Annotated in this window: 22 protein-coding genes; 21 read left to right on the top strand and 1 reads right to left on the bottom strand. The window is 29.5% G+C overall.

The window, feature by feature from the left end; translation table 11 throughout:
- The 6 genes from VK071_08000 to VK071_08025 form a co-directional block, all read left to right on the top strand.
- On the top strand, positions 1 to 677 hold a 677-nt coding region (locus tag VK071_08000), incomplete at its 5' end, for a hypothetical protein (protein ID HLR35250.1).
- Between the two features lie 332 nt (positions 678 to 1009).
- Entirely contained in the window at positions 1010 to 1348 is a 339-nt protein-coding gene (locus tag VK071_08005; protein ID HLR35251.1) for a hypothetical protein, read from the top strand.
- A 166-nt stretch (positions 1349 to 1514) separates the two neighbouring features.
- Positions 1515 to 1847 carry a hypothetical protein gene (locus VK071_08010; GenBank protein HLR35252.1) on the top strand — a complete coding sequence of 111 codons (333 nt, stop codon included), beginning with the start codon at positions 1515 to 1517 and terminating at the stop codon, positions 1845 to 1847.
- A gap of 147 nt (positions 1848 to 1994) precedes the next feature.
- Complete coding sequence (locus tag VK071_08015; GenBank protein ID HLR35253.1) at positions 1995 to 2510, top strand: DUF3885 domain-containing protein; 516 nt, start codon at positions 1995 to 1997, stop codon at positions 2508 to 2510.
- Positions 2504 to 2629: a hypothetical protein gene (locus VK071_08020; GenBank protein ID HLR35254.1), complete on the top strand. Its 126-nt coding sequence runs from the start codon at positions 2504 to 2506 to the stop codon at positions 2627 to 2629. Before VK071_08015 ends, VK071_08020 begins: the two co-directional genes overlap by 7 nt.
- Complete coding sequence (locus VK071_08025; protein ID HLR35255.1) at positions 2613 to 2804, top strand: hypothetical protein; 192 nt, start codon at positions 2613 to 2615, stop codon at positions 2802 to 2804. Before VK071_08020 ends, VK071_08025 begins: the two co-directional genes overlap by 17 nt.
- Positions 2805 to 3281: 477 nt before the next feature.
- Here VK071_08025 and ychF read toward each other — a convergent pair whose 3' ends face one another.
- Positions 3282 to 4376 (bottom strand): redox-regulated ATPase YchF, encoded by a 1095-nt coding sequence (ychF, locus tag VK071_08030; protein ID HLR35256.1) that lies wholly within the window; start codon positions 4374 to 4376, stop codon positions 3282 to 3284.
- Positions 4377 to 4578: 202 nt separating this feature from the next.
- Between ychF and VK071_08035 the strand changes: the two genes are divergently transcribed.
- From VK071_08035 to murD, 15 genes are all read left to right on the top strand, one after another.
- A complete protein-coding gene (locus VK071_08035; protein ID HLR35257.1) occupies positions 4579 to 5406 on the top strand; it encodes a phosphate ABC transporter substrate-binding protein in 828 nt (275 codons plus the stop codon).
- 76 nt (positions 5407 to 5482) lie between these two features.
- Complete coding sequence (gene pstC, locus VK071_08040; protein HLR35258.1) at positions 5483 to 6349, top strand: phosphate ABC transporter permease subunit PstC; 867 nt, start codon at positions 5483 to 5485, stop codon at positions 6347 to 6349.
- On the top strand, positions 6346 to 7164 hold the full coding sequence (pstA, locus tag VK071_08045) for a phosphate ABC transporter permease PstA (protein HLR35259.1): 819 nt from the start codon (positions 6346 to 6348) through the stop codon (positions 7162 to 7164). Before pstC ends, pstA begins: the two co-directional genes overlap by 4 nt.
- 13 nt (positions 7165 to 7177) lie before the next feature.
- Complete coding sequence (pstB, locus tag VK071_08050; GenBank protein ID HLR35260.1) at positions 7178 to 7930, top strand: phosphate ABC transporter ATP-binding protein PstB; 753 nt, start codon at positions 7178 to 7180, stop codon at positions 7928 to 7930.
- Positions 7931 to 8024: 94 nt separating this feature from the next.
- Positions 8025 to 8492: a YhcN/YlaJ family sporulation lipoprotein gene (locus VK071_08055; protein ID HLR35261.1), complete on the top strand. Its 468-nt coding sequence runs from the start codon at positions 8025 to 8027 to the stop codon at positions 8490 to 8492.
- 116 nt (positions 8493 to 8608) lie between these two features.
- Positions 8609 to 9880 (top strand): pitrilysin family protein, encoded by a 1272-nt coding sequence (locus tag VK071_08060; GenBank protein HLR35262.1) that lies wholly within the window; start codon positions 8609 to 8611, stop codon positions 9878 to 9880.
- A 14-nt stretch (positions 9881 to 9894) separates the two neighbouring features.
- Positions 9895 to 11187 carry a pitrilysin family protein gene (locus tag VK071_08065; GenBank protein ID HLR35263.1) on the top strand — a complete coding sequence of 431 codons (1293 nt, stop codon included), beginning with the start codon at positions 9895 to 9897 and terminating at the stop codon, positions 11185 to 11187.
- 36 nt (positions 11188 to 11223) lie between these two features.
- The gene (lgt, locus tag VK071_08070; protein HLR35264.1) at positions 11224 to 11952 is read left to right on the top strand and encodes a prolipoprotein diacylglyceryl transferase; all 729 of its coding nucleotides are present in this window, start codon (positions 11224 to 11226) and stop codon (positions 11950 to 11952) included.
- A gap of 288 nt (positions 11953 to 12240) precedes the next feature.
- Entirely contained in the window at positions 12241 to 12672 is a 432-nt protein-coding gene (gene mraZ / locus VK071_08075; GenBank protein ID HLR35265.1) for a division/cell wall cluster transcriptional repressor MraZ, read from the top strand.
- An 18-nt stretch (positions 12673 to 12690) separates the two neighbouring features.
- Positions 12691 to 13623, top strand: coding sequence for a 16S rRNA (cytosine(1402)-N(4))-methyltransferase RsmH (rsmH, locus tag VK071_08080; GenBank protein ID HLR35266.1), 933 nt, complete (start codon positions 12691 to 12693; stop codon positions 13621 to 13623).
- Positions 13624 to 13643: 20 nt separating this feature from the next.
- Positions 13644 to 14138 carry a septum formation initiator family protein gene (locus VK071_08085; protein ID HLR35267.1) on the top strand — a complete coding sequence of 165 codons (495 nt, stop codon included), beginning with the start codon at positions 13644 to 13646 and terminating at the stop codon, positions 14136 to 14138.
- Between the two features lie 13 nt (positions 14139 to 14151).
- Positions 14152 to 16134, top strand: a complete 1983-nt coding sequence (locus VK071_08090) for a penicillin-binding transpeptidase domain-containing protein (GenBank protein HLR35268.1) — start codon at positions 14152 to 14154, stop codon at positions 16132 to 16134.
- A gap of 164 nt (positions 16135 to 16298) precedes the next feature.
- Positions 16299 to 17756, top strand: a complete 1458-nt coding sequence (locus VK071_08095; GenBank protein ID HLR35269.1) for a UDP-N-acetylmuramoyl-L-alanyl-D-glutamate--2,6-diaminopimelate ligase — start codon at positions 16299 to 16301, stop codon at positions 17754 to 17756.
- Positions 17757 to 17792: 36 nt separating this feature from the next.
- A complete protein-coding gene (gene mraY, locus VK071_08100) occupies positions 17793 to 18755 on the top strand; it encodes a phospho-N-acetylmuramoyl-pentapeptide-transferase (GenBank protein ID HLR35270.1) in 963 nt (320 codons plus the stop codon).
- 21 nt (positions 18756 to 18776) lie between these two features.
- Positions 18777 to 19144 (top strand): UDP-N-acetylmuramoyl-L-alanine--D-glutamate ligase (gene murD / locus VK071_08105; protein ID HLR35271.1); only part of this gene is annotated, 368 nt, incomplete at its 3' end.

Below are 19144 nucleotides of genomic sequence, written 5' to 3' on the forward strand. Positions count from 1 at the left end.
AAACATATATGGATGACTGGGAGTACGAAGAGCTTTATGAATATGCTCTGGATGGGGAACTAGATAAAAGTGAAATAGATTCTGAGGCTTTATATTTTATAAAAGTAGATGAATTTATTAACAGTATAAAATCAGGGGAAGAAAATATACCTTTTAAAATAATAAATAAGAAAGATTTAGATGGATGGATAAGGTATTTCTATAGTGATGAAAATTATATTTACTATAGGGATAAGGATTTCAAAACACAAAAAGAGAAAATAATAAAAATGGATAAAGATAATTTAGAACCTATAATAGTAAAAGAAATTGATCACTCCATGATTAAAGGAAGGATAATGTATGATAATTTTTCTGAAACTTGTAGGATTTATGAAGAATACAATGAAGAAAAAGGTAATAATATAATTACAATAATAAAAGGACATTATAATTGTGATTATAATGTAGATTTTAGCTATAATAAATTTCAAGAAGGCCATAGGGGGACATATAGCTTTTTTGAATTTATTAAGGATAGATACATTATTGCTTCGGGATGGTATGAAGATGAGGAAGAAAATTACTTTGATATTTATTATATAATGGATCTAGAAGAAGGAAAGGGTTCAAGATTTACTGGTAGTTGTAAAGTATATGAGAATAATCTAATAATATATGAATCAACTCTACTGTAATATGATGTATTATTATCAAAATTAGAAGGTGAAAAATAGAAATAATTAGATCTTAAACGGACGAATAGTGCAAGTTAGTAGATTTAAGCGAAATAAAAGTCATAATAATGTATTTGTTTGGGAGGGGGAATGATATGGCCAATAAATTAAATTTTATATTCCTAATCATTACATTAATATCAGTTACTGTGTTAGGGATCCTTGTATTTGGGTCACATAGCCCCAATCCTATGCTAATGAAAATCTTTGGACTTATTTGCTTTATAGAAATCTTTGACAATGCACTTTGTGTATTAATAGAATTAAATAAGAGATTGTAATGGATGAGATAATTGGAAAAGATAAAATTACAGGATTTAATAAAAGTGCTAAATAGTAATGTAGTAAAATATAGTTCATGTATTGAAATGAATTTTTGCATAGATAATGACCCAGAGTATGAAGATTGTTGGCTTGGGAAAATGCCAGATACTTATAGTAAAGAAGTATACTGGTTTGGATTAATACCCGATGGGTCAGAGGCATATGACTACGATAAATTAGAAGATCTTCTAAATGCCAAGGTATTCCATGGTAAAAGTTTATGTGAAATAATTAATGAGATAACTTGGTTTTCGTTAGATGGATGTGGTATAGAGGAAAGACTACCGTATTATTTAGATAATTTCTAATAATATGGTAAATAGGAGTTGATAGTAATAGATAGATATAAGAAGGAATTACATGAGATAAAAGCTATATATGAGAATTTTCCAGGTTCATGGAAAGAAGTAGTAAACGAAGATTATAGCAGAATATTATAAACATATAAAAAGGTTTTTTGATAAAGGTGATCATATGGAAATTAAAAATAATCCGAAAAAATTATTAATAAATATATTAAAGCAATATAATACAGAGGACAAAGTTTTATTTCAGTTAAGACATAAATATATGCTACACGTGGATTTATGCAGGAAATATCAGTATTCAGAAGATAGGAGTTTAAACGAGAATTATGTAAAAGAATGCACTGAAAAAGCAATAGAAGTATTTAATTCTATGAAATTTAGCAATAGTTTATTAATTATTTATGATGACATATATAGTAGCCATAGAACAAGAGAAAAGAGGTTTGTGAAAGGTACTTTGAAAGGTATAATTCAATATGATAATTATAAATTGGATTAGAAATTTCCTGAGGATGATGATATCTATACATGCAATAGGAGAATCTACCAAGTAGAAAAGATAGATATAGGAAAATTATTTAAAGAAATAGTTTTATCAGATATAAGTGGAAAACTAGATTTAATTTCATCCATATTTATTATAGACATGGATACAGGATGTATATTCCATCTATATGATGATAGAGGACTGTACTTATTTGGCCCCAAAAAAGAATATTTAATAGATGTATGGAAAGAGTTTTATGATGATGTATTTGTAGATTGTAAAAATTTTAAAATAGATGTAGAGAAACTATACTGGATAGATGGGAAAGATGATGATCCAGAAGATTTATGTCTTCATGGAGATATTGTAGTAACAATAGGGGAAGAAATAATTGATTATTCCTGTACAGTAAGTGCTGCAGCTCTTAGAATGTTAAGAACATTATCTAGAGATCATCTTCCTACAATAGGGGAGCAAATGTTGCCTTGTTGTGGACATACCATGATAGCTAATGAAACCTTAGATGAAGTAGATATAATAGGATGTGATGATGGTATTGATTGGACTGTCATTCATGAAAATAGTATGGTAAAGATAATTACAGAGAATGAAAATACTGTATATATTTATACCTTCAGTATAAGGAGGAAGTTTTACGTTTTGTATATATGGTAGAAGATTACTATAAAAAGTCTTCAAATAAAATTTTACCAGAGGATGAATTTGAAAGAGATGGATATATAGCATTTTGGAATGAATGGAATAGGAGAATATGCGATGAGAAAAGAATTTGAAATTCAAGGTTGTGTAGAAGTTCCAATGGAATTATCAGAAGATGAGTTTTGGCACAAATTTATTGACTTTATCGAAGCTAACAATTGGTCCTTTGGCGGAGGTATAAACGAAATAATTGATGGATTCTATATAACCGAGGATGGGTCAAAAATTAAACACGTTCTAGATGAATAGAAATTATATTAAACTACTTGCGATGAACAATTTTGTTTGACATCTTAGTATTTTCAAATCAGCAAATAACTTACCATTAAGTATAACCCCTCGTGTCAAACTAATGATATGTATAAATCTTAAGAATTCTAAAAAACATTAAATGTTACTAAACATGATAAACAACAGCCTTAGAGAAGATAGAGATAGATTAAATCTTCTCTAAATCTTTATCTAAAATTATGAAAAATAGTAAGAAAACCTTATTTTCCATCCGACCCAGCCTACGAAACTGATGGATTTCTAATGAGTTCTATAAGCTACATAAAAGAACAAAAGAAAACATAGGGCATATGTAAACCTAATAGGGATTTAATGTTCAACTGATGACATAAATAATAATCTAGATAAATTGACATATAATATGGAAAACCAAGAAATAAAAATGCAAGTACTTAATCCGTAGGATAAAAAATAAGTGGCCATTGGCCACTTGTTTTACACATTAAATCTAAATAACACCACATCTCCATCTTGGACTATATAATCTTTTCCTTCTAGGCGAACTAGACCTTTTTCTTTTGCTTTTGTTTCTCCACCTGCATTTATTAAATCTTTATAATTTATAACCTCTGCACGGATAAATCCCCTTTCTATATCTGTATGAATTTTACCGGCTGCTTGAGGGGCTTTAGTACCTTTCTTTATAGTCCAAGCTCTTATTTCTTTAGGACCTGCAGTTATGAAACTCATAAGACCAAGTAGATCATAGCTAGCTTTAATTAATTGATCTAATCCAGATTCTTTTAAGCCAAGCTCTTCAAGAAAAATTTCTTTTTCATCATCATTTAGTTGAGAAATTTCTGCTTCAATTTTGGCTGATACTGCTATAACTTTAGATTCTTCCTTTTTAGCATATTTTTTTACTTGCTTAACATAAGGATTATCCTCAATTCCTTCAGCTAAATCTTTTTCAGATACATTACACACATATAGTATTGGTTTTAAGGATAAAAGGTTTAATGATTTCAATATATTCATTTCATTTTTATCGAAGTCCATATTTCTTAAGGACTCTTCATTTTCAATTGCTTCTTTTATTTTTTGTAATAATACTAGTTCTTTTTTATATTCCTTATCACCTTTAACAAGTCTTTCTACTTTTTCTAACCTTTTTCCAACTATATCTAAATCTGCTAAGGCAAGCTCTAGATTAATAATTTCTATATCGTTTATTGGATCAATTTTACCTTCTACATGGGTTATATTTTCATTTTCAAAAGCTCTTACTACATGAACAATAGCCTCAACTTCTCTAATATGGGATAGAAATTTATTCCCTAAACCTTCCCCGTCACTGGCACCCTTAACTAAACCAGCTATATCGAAAAACTCTATACTAGCTGGCAATATTCTTTGAGAATCTATTATATTCAAGATCATATTAAGCCTTTCATCAGGAACTGGAACAACGCCTACATTTGGCTCAATAGTACAAAATGGATAGTTCTCCGCTTCCGCACCAGAAGCCGTTAAGGCATTAAATAATGTGCTTTTTCCTACATTTGGTAGTCCTACTATACCTAGTTTCATTTAAAATCTTCCTTTCGACAATTATTACTAGTTTTTATCACAGAACAATTATATATCAATAAAACTACTTAATCAACAATATAGGCAACAATATAGGTATTTTTTATATTTTAAAAGTTTACATGGATTTAACCTTTACTTAACTTCAGTTTAACAATACTGAGATATCATTAAGTTGAAATCAATAGAGAGGAGAATGAGAATGAATAAAAAAGGTTTATTTTTAATTACTTTAATAATATCAATTGGGTTATTAGTTATTGGTTGTGGAAAGAAGGGAGAGACCATTAATATAGTTGGTTCTACTTCTGTATCTGTAGTAGCTGAAGAGTTAGGAAAAGAGTTTTCTAAATTAAATCCAGAAATTACAGTAGATGTGCAAGGAGTAGGTTCAACAGCAGGTATAAATTCTACAATTGATGGAACTGCTGATATAGGAATGTCCTCTAGAAATTTAGAACAAGATGAAAAGAATGAAAATATTAATGAACATATTATTGCCTATGATGGAATAGTAGTAGCCGTAAATCCAAAGAACTCCGCTAAAGATTTAGATATGGACTCTGTAAAGGGTATATTTTCAGGGGAAATTACAAACTGGAGAGAAGTAGGAGGAGAAGATGAAGAAATACTTGTAGTCTCTAGGGAAGAAGGTTCTGGTACAAGGGGAGCTTTTGAAGAAATAACAGGTTTGGAAGAAAAAGATGATGAAGGAAACAAAAAGAGTCTTGTAAGGGAAGACGCTTTAATAGCAGAAGGTAATGGGGCTGTATTAGCTAATGTGGCTGGAAAGGAAAATTCAATTGGATATATATCTCTATCTTATTTAGATGATACTGTTAAAGGATTAAGTATTGGTGGAATAGAACCGACTGTTGAAAATATTAAAAGTGAAGAATATAAAATATCAAGACCTTTTCTAATGTTAACAAAGGATGATAAAAATGAACTGGTTAATAAGTTTATAGAATTTGTTTTAAGTGATGAAGGACAAAAAATAGTTGGTGAAAATCAAATAACAGTTAAGTAATAATTAAACTCTATGGGATTTTCCTATAGGGTTTAATAGAAATGCAAGATAGAAAGGGACTATAGGAGAGATGATAATGGATAATAAAAAACACTATAAAGAAAAGGTAATGGAAAAAGTTTTTCTAATGTGTAGCCTAGTAGCTTTAATTGGAATATTCAGTATAACTATATTTGTATTAATAAAAGGAATTCCAGGTGTTAAGGAAATAGGAATTAAAGAGTTTTTACTAGGTAGAAGGTGGCATCCTAAAAATGGAGAGTTTGGGATATTACCAATGATTGTAGGTTCTATATATATAACCTTTGGTGCCTTAGCAATAGGTGTTTCAATAGGTATATTAACGGCTATTTTTATTGCTGAAATCTCATCTGAAAAGGTTTCAAACACTCTTAAAATAGGAGTAGAGTTATTAGCTGGTATCCCTTCTGTAGTTTATGGTTTTTTTGGATTAGTTACTATAGTACCTTTAATAGATAAATATTTTGGTGGTGGAGGTAATAGTCTATTGGCAACATCTATAATACTTGGAATTATGATATTACCTACAATAGTAAGTTTATCCGAGTCAGCTATTAGGTCTGTGCCTAAAGAATATAAGGAGGGTTCTTATGCTTTAGGGTCATCCCATATAGATGCAATATTTAAGGTAGTATTACCCTCTGCTAAGTCTGGGATTTTAGCTTCTATTGTATTAGGACTAGGTAGGGCTATAGGTGAAACCATGGCAGTCATATTAGTTTCTGGGAATACTCCCCTAATTCCTAGCTCTGCACTAGATAGACTTAGAAGCTTAACAGCCAATATAGCCATAGAAATGGGTTATGCCCATGGGTTGCACCAAGAAGCTTTATTTGCTACAGGAGCCGTATTGTTTATATTTATATTATTATTAAATGGACTATTATTTCTTTTTAATAAAAAAGTAGGTGGTTCTAGATGAAAGGTAAAAGAATAAAAGAATGTATTTTAAAAGGGTTAATATATTTATCTGCTTTTATAACATTCGGCATAACATTGTGGATTATTTTGCATATTTTTTATAAGGGAATTTTCAATAATGGGATTTTTAAAACTATAGATTTTAAAATTATATTATCGTCTATTGGCAATACTTTCTTTTTAGTATTTTTATCTATAATCATATCTGCGCCAATTGGAATATCCTCAGCTATATATTTAAATGAATATGCAAAAGATAGTAAAATTGTAGACTTTATTAGATTTGCTATTCAAAGTTTATCGGGAATTCCATCTATAATATTTGGACTTTTTGGAATGATTGTATTTGTTATAGGGTTAAATTTTAAATGGTCTATACTTTCTGGTGCTTTTACATTAGGTTTAATGATATTGCCCATTATAATTACTACAACGGAAGAAGCTTTAAAATCTGTACCTGATACATTTAGAGAAGGTAGTTATGCCTTAGGTGCCTCAAAATTTGAGACTATAATGAAAGTAGTTCTACCTAGTGCATTATCTGGTATATTTATTTCTATTGTATTGGCTATTGGGAGAATTGTAGGTGAAACTGCAGCAATTTATCTTACTGCAGGAATGGTGCCTAGATTAGCTAATAGCATTTTAGATTCTGGTAGGACTTTGTCAGTTCATCTTTATATTCTTGCAAAAGAAGGGATTTCTTTTGAAGAAGCTTATTTAACTGCTTCCATATTAATAGTATTTATATTGATTATTAATATATTGACTAATAAATTGGCAAAGAAATTAGATAATAAGTTAAATATAGATTAGGAGATGATTAATTATGGAAAATAAAATAGTTGTAAATGGGTTAAACTTATTTTATGATAATGTGAAAGTTTTAAATAATATTGATATAGCCTTTAAAGAGAATAAAGTAACTGCTTTAATTGGACCATCTGGTTGTGGGAAAACTAGTTTTTTAAGGATTATGAATAGATTGAACGATTTAGTTCCCAGTGCCAAAATAGAGGGGGAAATAATGTTAGATGGATTAAATATATATGAAGAATTTAATCCAATGGTATTGAGAAGAAAAGTAGGAATGGTGTTTCAAAAACCAAATCCCTTTCCTATGACTATTTATGATAATGTATCCTATGGCCCTAAAATCTATGGAATAAAAAAGAAAAGGGAACTTGATAGGATTGTTGAAAAAAGTTTAAAAAGAGCTTTCCTATGGGATGAAGTAAAAGACAGATTAGATAAAAATGCATTAAGCTTATCAGGAGGTCAACAACAAAGGTTATGTATTGCAAGAGCCTTAGCAGTAGAGCCAGATGTAATCCTTATGGATGAACCTACTTCTGCTTTGGATCCTATTGCCACTTTAAAAATTGAAGAATTAATAACTGATTTAAAGGAAAATTATACCGTAATTATAGTTACCCATTCTATGCAACAGGCTATGAGAATATCAGATTATACAGCTTTTTTCCTTTTGGGAAGTTTAATAGAGCATAGGGAAACTAAGAATATGTTTGAGCATCCTAGAGATAATAGAACTAAGGATTATTTAACAGGAGTTTTTGGATAAGGCATTAAAATGCCTTTTTTTTATTTTATGTAATAAAAAATCTAATTTCAGAAAAACTATAGACAAAAGATTAATTTTATAGGAGGCATAAATAATGAGTAAAAAGAAAAATATTCTTTGTTTCATAGCTTTAATAATAATAACCTTATTATTTTCTGGCTGTAAATATGATAAAGTAGAGAATAAAGAAAATAAGGATGTAAGTATTGAAAAACAAGATAAGGAAACTTTAGAGGTGTTAGATAGATCGGAGGATATTTCAGATTTAGTTGTAGATTTAATAGGAATCGAAAATGCAACGTCTATAGTTTTTCAGGATTCAGCTCTTATAGTTGTTACATTTTATGAGGAAAATGATACTGGTTTAACTAAAGATTTAAGCGAATCAATAGAAAGATTAGTGTTAGAAAATGATGACAACATCAATAAGGTTTTAATTTCTGAAGATGAAAATGTATTTGATGAAATTGAAGAAATTATTCAAGGCTTAATGAGAGGAGAAGATATTAAAAGTTATACAAGTCAGCTAAATAAAATATTTCAAAAAACAAATGCTAAGTAAAGACATTAAACCTGGTCTTAAGGCTAGGTTTTTTCATATAATAGTTAAGACCTATATTTTATGCAACCTAAAATATAGGAACTATGATAATATGTTATTATCAAGGAGGTTATGCTATGGTTTTAAATAATGAGAGAATAAATATTGACAAAGGTATTAATCTAAACATTATAAAAACAGATAAGTTTAAATCTAATTTAATAAGTGTTTATCTTATAAGACCTTTAGTAAGGGAGGAAGCAACAAAAAATGCTTTATTGCCTTCTGTTTTAAGAAGAGGTACAAAGGAATATACAAATAGCTTAGAAATAGAAAGAAAATTAGAAAATATGTATGGTTCAAATTTAGGTGTAGGTATAAGTAAAAAAGGAGAAAGACATATTTTACGTTTTTCTATAGAAGGACCTAAAAGGAATTATGTGAAAGATGAAAAACAAAATGTTGAATTAATTAAAATGATTAGATCAATAATTTATCAACCTTATTTAGAAGAGGAAGCTTTTTCTGAATCCTATTTAAAACAAGAAAAAGAAAATTTAAAAAGGAAAATAGAGGGTAGAATTAATGATAAGCGAAATTATGCTATTGAAAGATGTATAGAAGAAATGTGCAAAAATGAGAAGTTTAGTATATATGAATTAGGATATGTAGAGGATTTAGAAAGTATTGATAATGTAAATCTATATAAACATTATTTGGAAGTACTAGAAACAAGTGAGATAGAAATTTTTGCAGTAGGAGAATTTGAGGAAAATGAAATTCAATTATTAAAAGATTATAACAAAACTAAGAGAACTAATATATTAGAAATCCCTAGAGAAAAAATTACAAATTTTAATCAAACAAAGAATATGGTATTTGAAGATATGGATATTAGTCAAGGGAAATTAGTTTTAGGTTATAGAGCTAGTATACCTTATGAACATGAACTTTATAATGGCTTATTGCTAGCCAGTGGAATTTTAGGAGGAAGTCCAAATTCTAAACTTTTTATAAATGTACGGGAAAAAGAAAGTCTTGCCTATTACATAGGTTCTCAAATATATAAGTTTAAATCACTTATGATAGTAGATGCAGGAATAGATTTTAAGACCTTTGAAAAGACTATAGAAATAGTAAGAGCTAATTTAGATGAGATGAAAGAAGGCATGTTTACAGAAGAAGATATAGATATATCTAAAAAGGCTATAAGTTCTTCTATAAAATCTATAGTAGATAGTAATTTTTTAATTTCAGAATTTTTCTTAAGTCAAAATCTAACTAATGATTATAAGGGTTTAGAAGAAACTATAAAGGAAATAGATAATACTCCTAAAAATCAGATAGTAAAAGCTGCAAATAAAATAAATATAGATACTATATATTTTTTAAGAAATAAAAACCAATAGATAGGAGGGTTTTCTTGAAGACAAAATTAATTGAAAAAACTAATTTAGATGAGAAAATTTTATTTGATAGAACAAATGAAGGATTGCAAGTTTACTTCATACCTAAGGAAGGTTATGTTAAAAGGCATGCTATTTTTGCCACTAATTATGGTTCCAATGATAATAAATTTATGCCAAGGGGAGCAACAGAATTATTAGAGGTACCAGAGGGGATAGCACATTTTTTAGAACATAAACTTTTTGAAGAACCGGAAATCAATATTTTTGATAAGTTTTCTAAACTAGGGGCCAATGTAAATGCTTATACTAGTTCAGACCAAACGGCTTATTTATTTTCAACTACAGATAATTTTTATGAAAGTTTAAAATTACTTATAAATTTTGTACAAAATCCCTATTTTACTGATGAGAATGTGGAAAAGGAAAAAGGAATTATTGAACAGGAAATAAGGATGTATGAAGACAGTCCTCAATGGAAAGTATATTTTAATTGCTTAAATGGTATGTATGTTGACCATCCAATTAAAATAGATATAGCTGGAACTGTTGATAGTATTCAAGGAATAGATAAAGATTTACTTTATAAATCTTATAATACATTTTATCATCCTAGTAATATGGTTTTAATTATAGTTGGAGATTTATCTTTTGACAAAATAATGGAAGTAGTAAATAATACTGAAAAAGAAAATTCTATAGAGGGAGATAACAATATAGTTAGAATTTATCCAGATGAGCCTAAGTTTATTAGAGAAAAGTATATAGAAGAAAAACTAGTTACCTCTGCACCACTTTTTACAATAGGATTTAAAGATGATAATATAGGTGTAAAAGGTGAAGAACTAATAAAGAAAGAAATTTTAACTAATATTATGTTAGAAATGCTATTTGGAGAAAGCACAGAGTTTTATCAAAAATTATATGGGGATGGACTTATTGATGAAAGTTTTGGGTCTTACTACACCGGAAGCAAAAATTATGGTCATACAATGATGGCAGGTATGTCTAAAGATCCCGAAAAGGTCTTAGACTTATTACTAACATATATAAAGAAAAGAAAACAGAAAGGATTAACTGAAGATGCTTTCCAAAGAATAAAAAATAAAAATATAGGTTATTTTTTAATGGGATTAAATAGCACAGATTTTATTGCTAATAGTTTTATTCATTTTTATATGAAGGATTTTATGCTTCTAAATTATTTAGATACAATGAGTAAAATTGAGTACAATGAAATTATTAATAGATTTCAAAGCCATTTAACTAAAGATAATTATACATTATCGGTAATAAAGCCTATGGAATAAGATTATCAGAAAACTACTTAAGAGAAGGTGATAAGAATGGATCCTGTAGCTTTTGAATTATTTGGTGTAAAAGTAATGTGGTATGGAATATTGATTTCTACAGGAGTATTAATAGGTGCAGTCTTAGCTTTTAGAGAGGCAAGAAGATTAAAGTTTGATGAAGAGGATTTAATAGACTTATTATTATATGCTATACCTTTATCTATATTAGGAGCTAGATTATATTATGTTGCATTTTCATGGGACTATTATAAAGATAATCTAATAGAAATATTCCACTTTAGGGGTGGGGGTTTAGCTATACATGGTGCTGTATTTACAGGGATTTTAGTAGCCATTATATTTGCCCGGAAAAGAAATTTAGAATTTTGGACTATAGGAGATATAACTTCTCCTAGTTTAATACTTGGTCAAGCTATAGGAAGATGGGGGAATTATATAAATCAAGAGGCTTATGGCACACCAACAGATTTACCTTGGGGTATAATTATTAATGGTCAAAAAGTCCATCCTACATTTTTATATGAATCAATATGGGACTTTATTGTATTTTTTTATTTGATATGGTTTAGAAAAAATAAAAGCAAAGAGTCTGGCGAGATTTTATTATTGTATATTATACTATATTCTATAGGTAGGTTCTTTATTGAAGGTTTGAGAACGGATAGTTTAATGATAGGTTCTTTAAGGATTGCTCAAGTAGTTAGTCTTATAAGTATAATAATAGCTATTTATATATTTCAAAAAAGAAGAAAAAAGGCTTAATTTTAAATATTGCTACTAAAGGAAAAATGTAGATGTAAATAATATGATTTTATAGCATTTCTTTTTAAACAGAGATTAATTCTCTGTTTTTTTATGTAGAAAAATAGAGAATTATGGGGAAAAAGAGAATAAAAGGTTGAAAAATGTAAAACTAGGACTTTCGTCCTATAAAAAAATTAAAATATATTATATCTTTAGAAGGATTTTTAAGTTCAATATAGAAATATATAAATGTGGTATAATGTGGTGTGAAGTGGGTAATAAATATCCAAAGGTGGAGTGAGCAGTATGTTCATTGGAGAATATCAACACACATTAGACAATAAAGGCAGAATTATAATACCTTCTAAACTTAGGGAAGATTTAGGAGACAACTTTATTATTACTAAAGGATTAGATAATTGCCTTTTTGTATATCCGAATAGTGAATGGAAAATACTTGAGGAAAAGTTAAAAGGGTTGCCAATGACCAACAGGGATGCTAGAGCTTTTGTAAGGTTCTTTTTCTCCGGTGCTACAGAATGTACATTAGATAAACAAGGAAGGGTATTATTACCATCAAATTTGAGGAAACACTCAAAACTAGTTAAGGATGCTGTTATTATTGGTGTTTCTACTAGAATTGAAATATGGAGTAAAGAGGAATGGAATAGTTATAATGATGATGACAGTTTAAGTTACGATAATATTGCAGAGAAAATGGCAGAGTTAGGAATATAAATAGGAGTGAGATATATATTGGAATATTTTCATAAATCAATTATGGTTGAAGAAGTAATAGAAGGTTTAATTATAAAAGAAGATGGGATTTATGTAGATGGTACTTTAGGTGGTGGTGGCCATTCTTTTGAAATAGTTAAAAGACTTAATGAAGGTAGATTAATTGGAATAGATCAAGATATGAATGCTATAAAAGGGGCAAAAGAAAGATTAAAAGGCTATAAGGATAAAATTACTATTGTACACGACAATTATTTAAATATAGAGGAAATACTTAATAAGCTAAATATAGAAAAAGTAGATGGTATATTGCTAGATTTAGGTGTATCTTCCCATCAGCTTGATGAAGGGGAAAGAGGTTTCTCATTTCATCAAGATGCACCCTTAGATATGAGAATGAATAGGGAAGAAGATTTTACTGCATGGAATGTGGTAAATGAATATGATGACAAAAAGCTTGAAAAGATTCTTTGGGATTATGGCGAGGAAAAATGGGCTAGTAGAATAGCTAAATTTATAGTAGAAGAAAGGAAGATAAAAACTATAGACACTACTATGGAATTAGTAACAGTTATAAAAAAGGCCATTCCTAAAGGGGCTAGAAATGATGGGCAACACCCGGCAAGAAAAACCTTCCAAGGAATAAGAGTAGAAGTGAATAAGGAGTTAGAAATAATAAAAGAAGTACTTCCTAAAATGGCAAGATTGTTAAAAAGGGGTGGAAGGATATGTATAATTGATTTTCATTCTTTAGAAGATAGAATAGTTAAAAATGTTTTTAAAGAATTAAATAAAGAATGCATATGTCCACCAGATTTTCCTATATGTATTTGTGATAAGAAAAAAGAAATAAATATAATTACAAAAAAACCAATTATACCAAGGAAAGAAGAATTAGAAAACAATCCTAGATCAAGAAGTGCAAAACTTAGAATTGCTGAAAAAGTTTAAAGTTCTAAACAAAGGGGGTTGTGAATAAAGTGATAGTAGCTAAAAAAGAAGTTAAAGATTATAGAGAATACTATAATGAAGAAAAACAGTTAACAAATAACAAGGTGTTGAAAGATAAGAAAAATAGGAAAAAGGAAATTAATAAGAAGAAGTCTAAAGAAAAACTTAGGTTTTTGAAGACTATTGGCCTAATGTTTTTAGTATGTGTCTTTATTTTAAATAGGTATACAAAGATAACTGGATTAAGTTATGAAGTATCTAATTTAGAAACTGAAGTAGAAGAATTAAATAGAGAAAAAGAAGATTTAAAAACAGAATTAGATGGATTAAAAGCTGTTGCCAAAATTGAAAAAGATGCTAAATTAAAATTGGGAATGAATTATCCAACAGAAGACCAAATTGTAAATGTGGATGTAAAGGATGATATCTTTGAAAATAAGGTAGCAGAAAATAAAGAATTTGATGTAGCTAAATATTTAAAAAATGTAGTAGATAAAGTATTAAAATTTTTCTAGGGGGTTAAGAGGTATGGCTTCACCTAGTAATAGCACAAAAAAAAGATTAGTGGTAATATTTTTTGGAGTTTCTATAGTTGTATTTGCATTAATATTGAGAATTGGATATTTACAGATAGTTAAAGGTGAAGAATTGAAAAAAGGAGCACTTGAACAATGGACTACTGGAATTGAGATAAAGCCTAAAAGAGGAATAATTTACGATAGAAATGGGAAGAAATTAGCTGTAAGTGTTAGTTCTTATACTGCATGGTGTAACCCAGCGGAAATAGATAAGAATAAAGAAAAAGAGACAGCCCAAAAAGTTGCGGAAATTCTTAATATGGATGAAGAAGTAGTTTACGAACATATTACAAAAAAACAAAGGGTAAGTAAGATAAAACAATGGATAAGTAAGGATGAGGCAAGTGCATTAAGGAAAGCAAAATTGCCAGGCATACAGATAGTGGATGATAATAAAAGACATTATCCCTATGAAAAGTTTGCAAGTCATATATTAGGTTTTACAGATGTAGATAACAATGGTTTGTATGGCATAGAAAAGACCTATGATAAGTACCTATCTGGGACTTCTGGGAAGTGGGTAAAAACTACTGATGCAGGAGGTAGACAATTACCTTATGGAGGGGAAAAAGTTTTAGAAGCTAAAGATGGACTAAGTGTAGTTTTAACTTTAGATGAAAATATTCAGCATTTTGCAGAAAAAGCGGCTCAAGAAGCTTTAGTTGCCAATTCTGCTAAGAATGTATCAGTAATTGTAATGGATCCTAATAATGGGGATTTGTTAGGGATTGCTACTAAGCCTGATTACGACCCCAATAAGCCTAGAGAACCCTTAGATGAGAAAATGGCGGCAAAATGGAAGAAATTGTCCCAAGAAGAAATTGAAAAAGAATGGTATGATATATGGAGGAATTTCACTATAAATGATGCATATGAACCAGGTTCTACTTTTAAGATTATAACTGCTGCAGCAGGTTTAGAAGAAAATATAGTTACTCCAGAAAGTAACTTTTACTGTGGTGGATATATTACAGATATACCTGGAGAAAAGTTGAAGTGTTGGAGATATTATAATCCACACGGTGACCAAACCTTTACAGAAGGTGTCCAAAACTCTTGTAACGTTGTATTTGTAAATGTGGCAAGAAAAATAGGAAAAGAAAAAATGCATAAATATATTAAAGCATTTGGTTTTGGGGAAAATACGGGAATAGATTTAACCGGAGAACAAGCAGGTATAATTTCGGGGGATCCTAGCGCTATGAAGGAAGTACATCTTGCTACAATATCTTATGGACATGGAATTGCTGTGACACCAATCCAACTTGCTACAGCAATGACTGCTGTTAGCAACGGTGGAGATTTAATAGAACCTAGGTTAGTAAAAGAATTAGTAGATGCAGATGGTAAAACTGTACAAGAATTTAAGCCTGAAGTAAAAAGGAAGGTTATCTCTGAAGAAACTTCCAAAGATTTATTAGAAATGCTAGAAACTGCTGTGTCTGATGGTACAGGGAATAGGGGCTATGTACCGGGATACAGAATAGGTGGTAAGACTGGTACTGCTCAAAAAGTAGTAGATGGAAGATATGCACAGGGAAAATATATATCATCGTTTTTAGCAGTAGCACCAGCAGATGATCCTAGAATAGTTGTTTTAGTTGTTGTAGATGAGCCAAAAGTTGGTTCTCATTCAGGTGGACTAACTGCTGCTCCTGTAGCAGGAGATGTAATAGAACAGACTTTAAAATATTTAGATGTAGAACCAAAGTATACAGAAGAGGAAAAAACAGAACTTGTTAATTCAGAGAAAGTTCCTGATGTAAGGGATAAAACCATAATTGAGGCAGGAGAAATATTATCAGAACTAGGTTTTAGATATAATACAGAGCCTCTTGATGTTGAAGAAGACTCAGTTGTAATTGATCAATTTCCAAAGCCAGGAACAGAGGTGACAAAAGGATCTACTGTGGATTTATACCTAGAAGAATAAGCAATTAATAAAAAAGTTATTGTGCCCAAACTTTATAAGATGAAAATATTAATATAAAATATTTAGAAGGATAAATGGATCTATTAAAGCTGAAAAAGGGCGACTTTTCTAGTTGCCTTTTACTTGTTTATTTTATATGCTATAAATCGGAGGCGATGTAATTTATGAAATTGAAAAATCTTATAAAAAATATCGATGTAAAGAAAATTATAGGTTCATTGGATTTAGAAATTACAGGTATAAATCATGATTCCAGAGAAATAAAACCTGGTGATTTATTTGTTGCTATTGAAGGTTTTAATGTGGATGGACATGATTTTTTAAATGAAGTAGGTTATAAGGGAGCTAAGGCCGTAATTGTTGAAAAAGACGTAACTTTAAAAGAAGATATTACTATAATAAAGGTAGAAGACACAAGAATAGCACTGGCAGAACTTTCTTCGGTGTTCTTAGGGGAACCCTCAAAAAAAATGGAGGTTATTGGTGTTACTGGTACAAATGGTAAAACTACAATTACCTATTTAATTAGAAGTATATTTGAAGAAAATAATAAGAAGGCAGGGGTTATAGGTACAAACGGAAATATTATTAATGGGAAACTTTACGAAACTGAGAATACAACCCCTGAATCCTTAGCACTTCAGAAAAATTTCTATGAAATGGCTAGGGTTAATACAGATATTTGTATAATGGAGGTATCGTCCCATTCATTAGATATGAAAAGAGTAGAGAATACTGACTTTAATATTGGAGTATTTACAAATTTAACTGAAGAACATTTGGATTACCATAATACTATGGATGAATATTTTAACTCTAAGCTTAAACTATTTTATATGACTAAAGATGTAAATATTATAAATATTGATGACACTTATGGAAAATTTATAATTGAAAAAGTTTCTAAGGAAAAAGCTAATATTATTACATATGGAATTACAAATGAAGCAGATATTTTTGCTACGGATATTGTATATAATTCTACAGGAGTAAGTTTTAAATTAAATACTCCTAAAGATTCAATAAATATAGAACTAAATATTCCAGGGGAATTTAGTGTTTATAATGCTTTAGCAGCTGCTTCTTGTGGTTTTGCTTATTCTATAGATTTAAAAACTATAAAAGCAGGTTTAGAGAAGGTTAAAGGTGTGAAAGGAAGATTTGAAATAGTTCCTACAAATAGGGACTTTGCTGTAATAATTGATTTTGCTCATACTGCAGATAGTTTAGAAAAAACTTTAACTGCTATTGATAAATTTGCAGAGGGCAGGAAGGTTGTAGTTTTTGGAGCAGGGGGAAATAGGGATAAAACTAAGAGACCAATAATGGGAGAAACTGTTGCAAAACATGCAGATTTATCTATAGTTACATCGGACAATCCTAGAGATGAAAATCCAGAAAAAATTATTCAAGATGTAATAAAAGGAATTGAAAAAGTGAAAGGTGATTATGTATACTATGTAGATAGGAAAGATGCAATTAGATATGCCTTAGAAAATGCAAAGCCAAAAGACATTATTTTATTGGCCGGTAAAGGACATGAAACTTATACTATAATAAAAGATAAGGTTATTCCTTTTGATGAAAGAAAAATTGTCCTAGATATCTTGAAAGGGATATAATAATTATTCTAGTTTACAGCTGAGAGGAGAAAGTTTATGGTTGATTATATAGATATAATTAGAACTATTGTAATTTCATTTGTTATAACTATAATATTAGGCCCTATTTTCATACCTTTATTAAGAAAATTAAATATTGGTCAAAATGTAAGAGATGATGGACCTAGTACTCATTTAAAAAAGAGTGGAACACCTACTATGGGTGGGATAATAATTTTAATAGCACTTTTAATAACTACATTAACGTCGGGAATGGTGAATGGAGATATTATCGTTTTATTATTGTCTACCTTTGGTTTTGGTCTAATAGGTTTTATTGATGACTTCATAAAAGTTGTGAAAAAAAGATCTTTAGGATTGAAAGCTTATCAAAAACTATTAGGTCAGACAATTTTAGCGGTGATATTGGCTATATATCAGTCTAATACATCTGTACTAGGAACAAAGGTAATAGTTCCATTTACTGATAAATTTTTAGATTTAGGACCATTTTATGTACCTTTCATAGTGTTTGTAGTAGTTGGTACTGTAAATAGTGTTAATTTAACAGATGGATTAGATGGATTGGCTTCAGGTGTTACTTTAATAGTACTATCCTTCTTTGGGATAGTTGCACCAAGTTGGGGAATGAGTAGTACTTCAATATTTTCTGTTGCTTTAGCAGGGGCATGTTTAGGATTTCTTATATATAATGCTTATCCTGCAAAAGTGTTTATGGGAGATACAGGAAGTTTGGCCCTAGGTGGAGCGGTGTCTGGTATAGCTATACTGTTAAATTTACCATTGATTATTCCAATTGTAGGAGGTATATATTTTGTAGAAGCTCTATCTGTAATAATTCAAGTTATATCATATAAACTTACAGGTAGAAGAGTTTTATTAATGGCACCTTTACATCATCACTATGAGCAAAAAGGATGGAAAGAGACAAAGGTTGTGGCAATTTTTTGGAGTATAACAGTTTTATTATGTATATTAGGCATTGTAGGTTTAAATTAAGTAGAAAGACAGGTGGCTAAGGTGAATTTAAAAGATAAAAATATACTAATTATGGGATTAGGAGTAAGTGGAGTATCTACAATAAAGGCATTGAGTAAATTAGGAGCTAATATAGCTGTTAGTGATTTAAAATCCAAGAATGAGTTAAAAGAATATATAAAGGAAATTCACTTTTATCCTGTAGAATATTTTTTAGGAACTAATAATGTTCCCTTGGATAATATAGATTTAATAGTGAAAAGTCCAGGAATTCCTCTTAATGTACCTGTTATTGAAAAAGCTAAGGAAAAAAACATTGAGGTTATTACAGATATTGAGTTAGGATATAGGATCAAGCCAGAAAGTTCCTTAATAGCAATTACAGGAACTAATGGCAAAACTACAACTGC

This window comes from Tissierellales bacterium (assembly GCA_035301805.1).
Classification (GTDB): Bacteria; Bacillota; Clostridia; order Tissierellales; family DATGTQ01; genus DATGTQ01.

Coding starts and splice junctions, on each gene's coding strand:
- VK071_08010 (HLR35252.1), top strand. CDS start 1,515: ATGGAAATTAAAAATAATCCGAAAAAATTATTAATAAATATATTAAAG.
- VK071_08015 (HLR35253.1), top strand. CDS start 1,995: ATGGATACAGGATGTATATTCCATCTATATGATGATAGAGGACTGTAC.
- VK071_08020 (HLR35254.1), top strand. CDS start 2,504: ATGGTAGAAGATTACTATAAAAAGTCTTCAAATAAAATTTTACCAGAG.
- VK071_08025 (HLR35255.1), top strand. CDS start 2,613: ATGAGAAAAGAATTTGAAATTCAAGGTTGTGTAGAAGTTCCAATGGAA.
- ychF (HLR35256.1), bottom strand. CDS start 4,376: ATGAAACTAGGTATAGTAGGACTACCAAATGTAGGAAAAAGCACATTA.
- VK071_08035 (HLR35257.1), top strand. CDS start 4,579: ATGAATAAAAAAGGTTTATTTTTAATTACTTTAATAATATCAATTGGG.
- pstC (HLR35258.1), top strand. CDS start 5,483: ATGGATAATAAAAAACACTATAAAGAAAAGGTAATGGAAAAAGTTTTT.
- pstA (HLR35259.1), top strand. CDS start 6,346: ATGAAAGGTAAAAGAATAAAAGAATGTATTTTAAAAGGGTTAATATAT.
- pstB (HLR35260.1), top strand. CDS start 7,178: ATGGAAAATAAAATAGTTGTAAATGGGTTAAACTTATTTTATGATAAT.
- VK071_08055 (HLR35261.1), top strand. CDS start 8,025: ATGAGTAAAAAGAAAAATATTCTTTGTTTCATAGCTTTAATAATAATA.
- VK071_08060 (HLR35262.1), top strand. CDS start 8,609: ATGGTTTTAAATAATGAGAGAATAAATATTGACAAAGGTATTAATCTA.
- lgt (HLR35264.1), top strand. CDS start 11,224: ATGGATCCTGTAGCTTTTGAATTATTTGGTGTAAAAGTAATGTGGTAT.
- mraZ (HLR35265.1), top strand. CDS start 12,241: ATGTTCATTGGAGAATATCAACACACATTAGACAATAAAGGCAGAATT.
- VK071_08090 (HLR35268.1), top strand. CDS start 14,152: ATGGCTTCACCTAGTAATAGCACAAAAAAAAGATTAGTGGTAATATTT.
- VK071_08095 (HLR35269.1), top strand. CDS start 16,299: ATGAAATTGAAAAATCTTATAAAAAATATCGATGTAAAGAAAATTATA.
- mraY (HLR35270.1), top strand. CDS start 17,793: ATGGTTGATTATATAGATATAATTAGAACTATTGTAATTTCATTTGTT.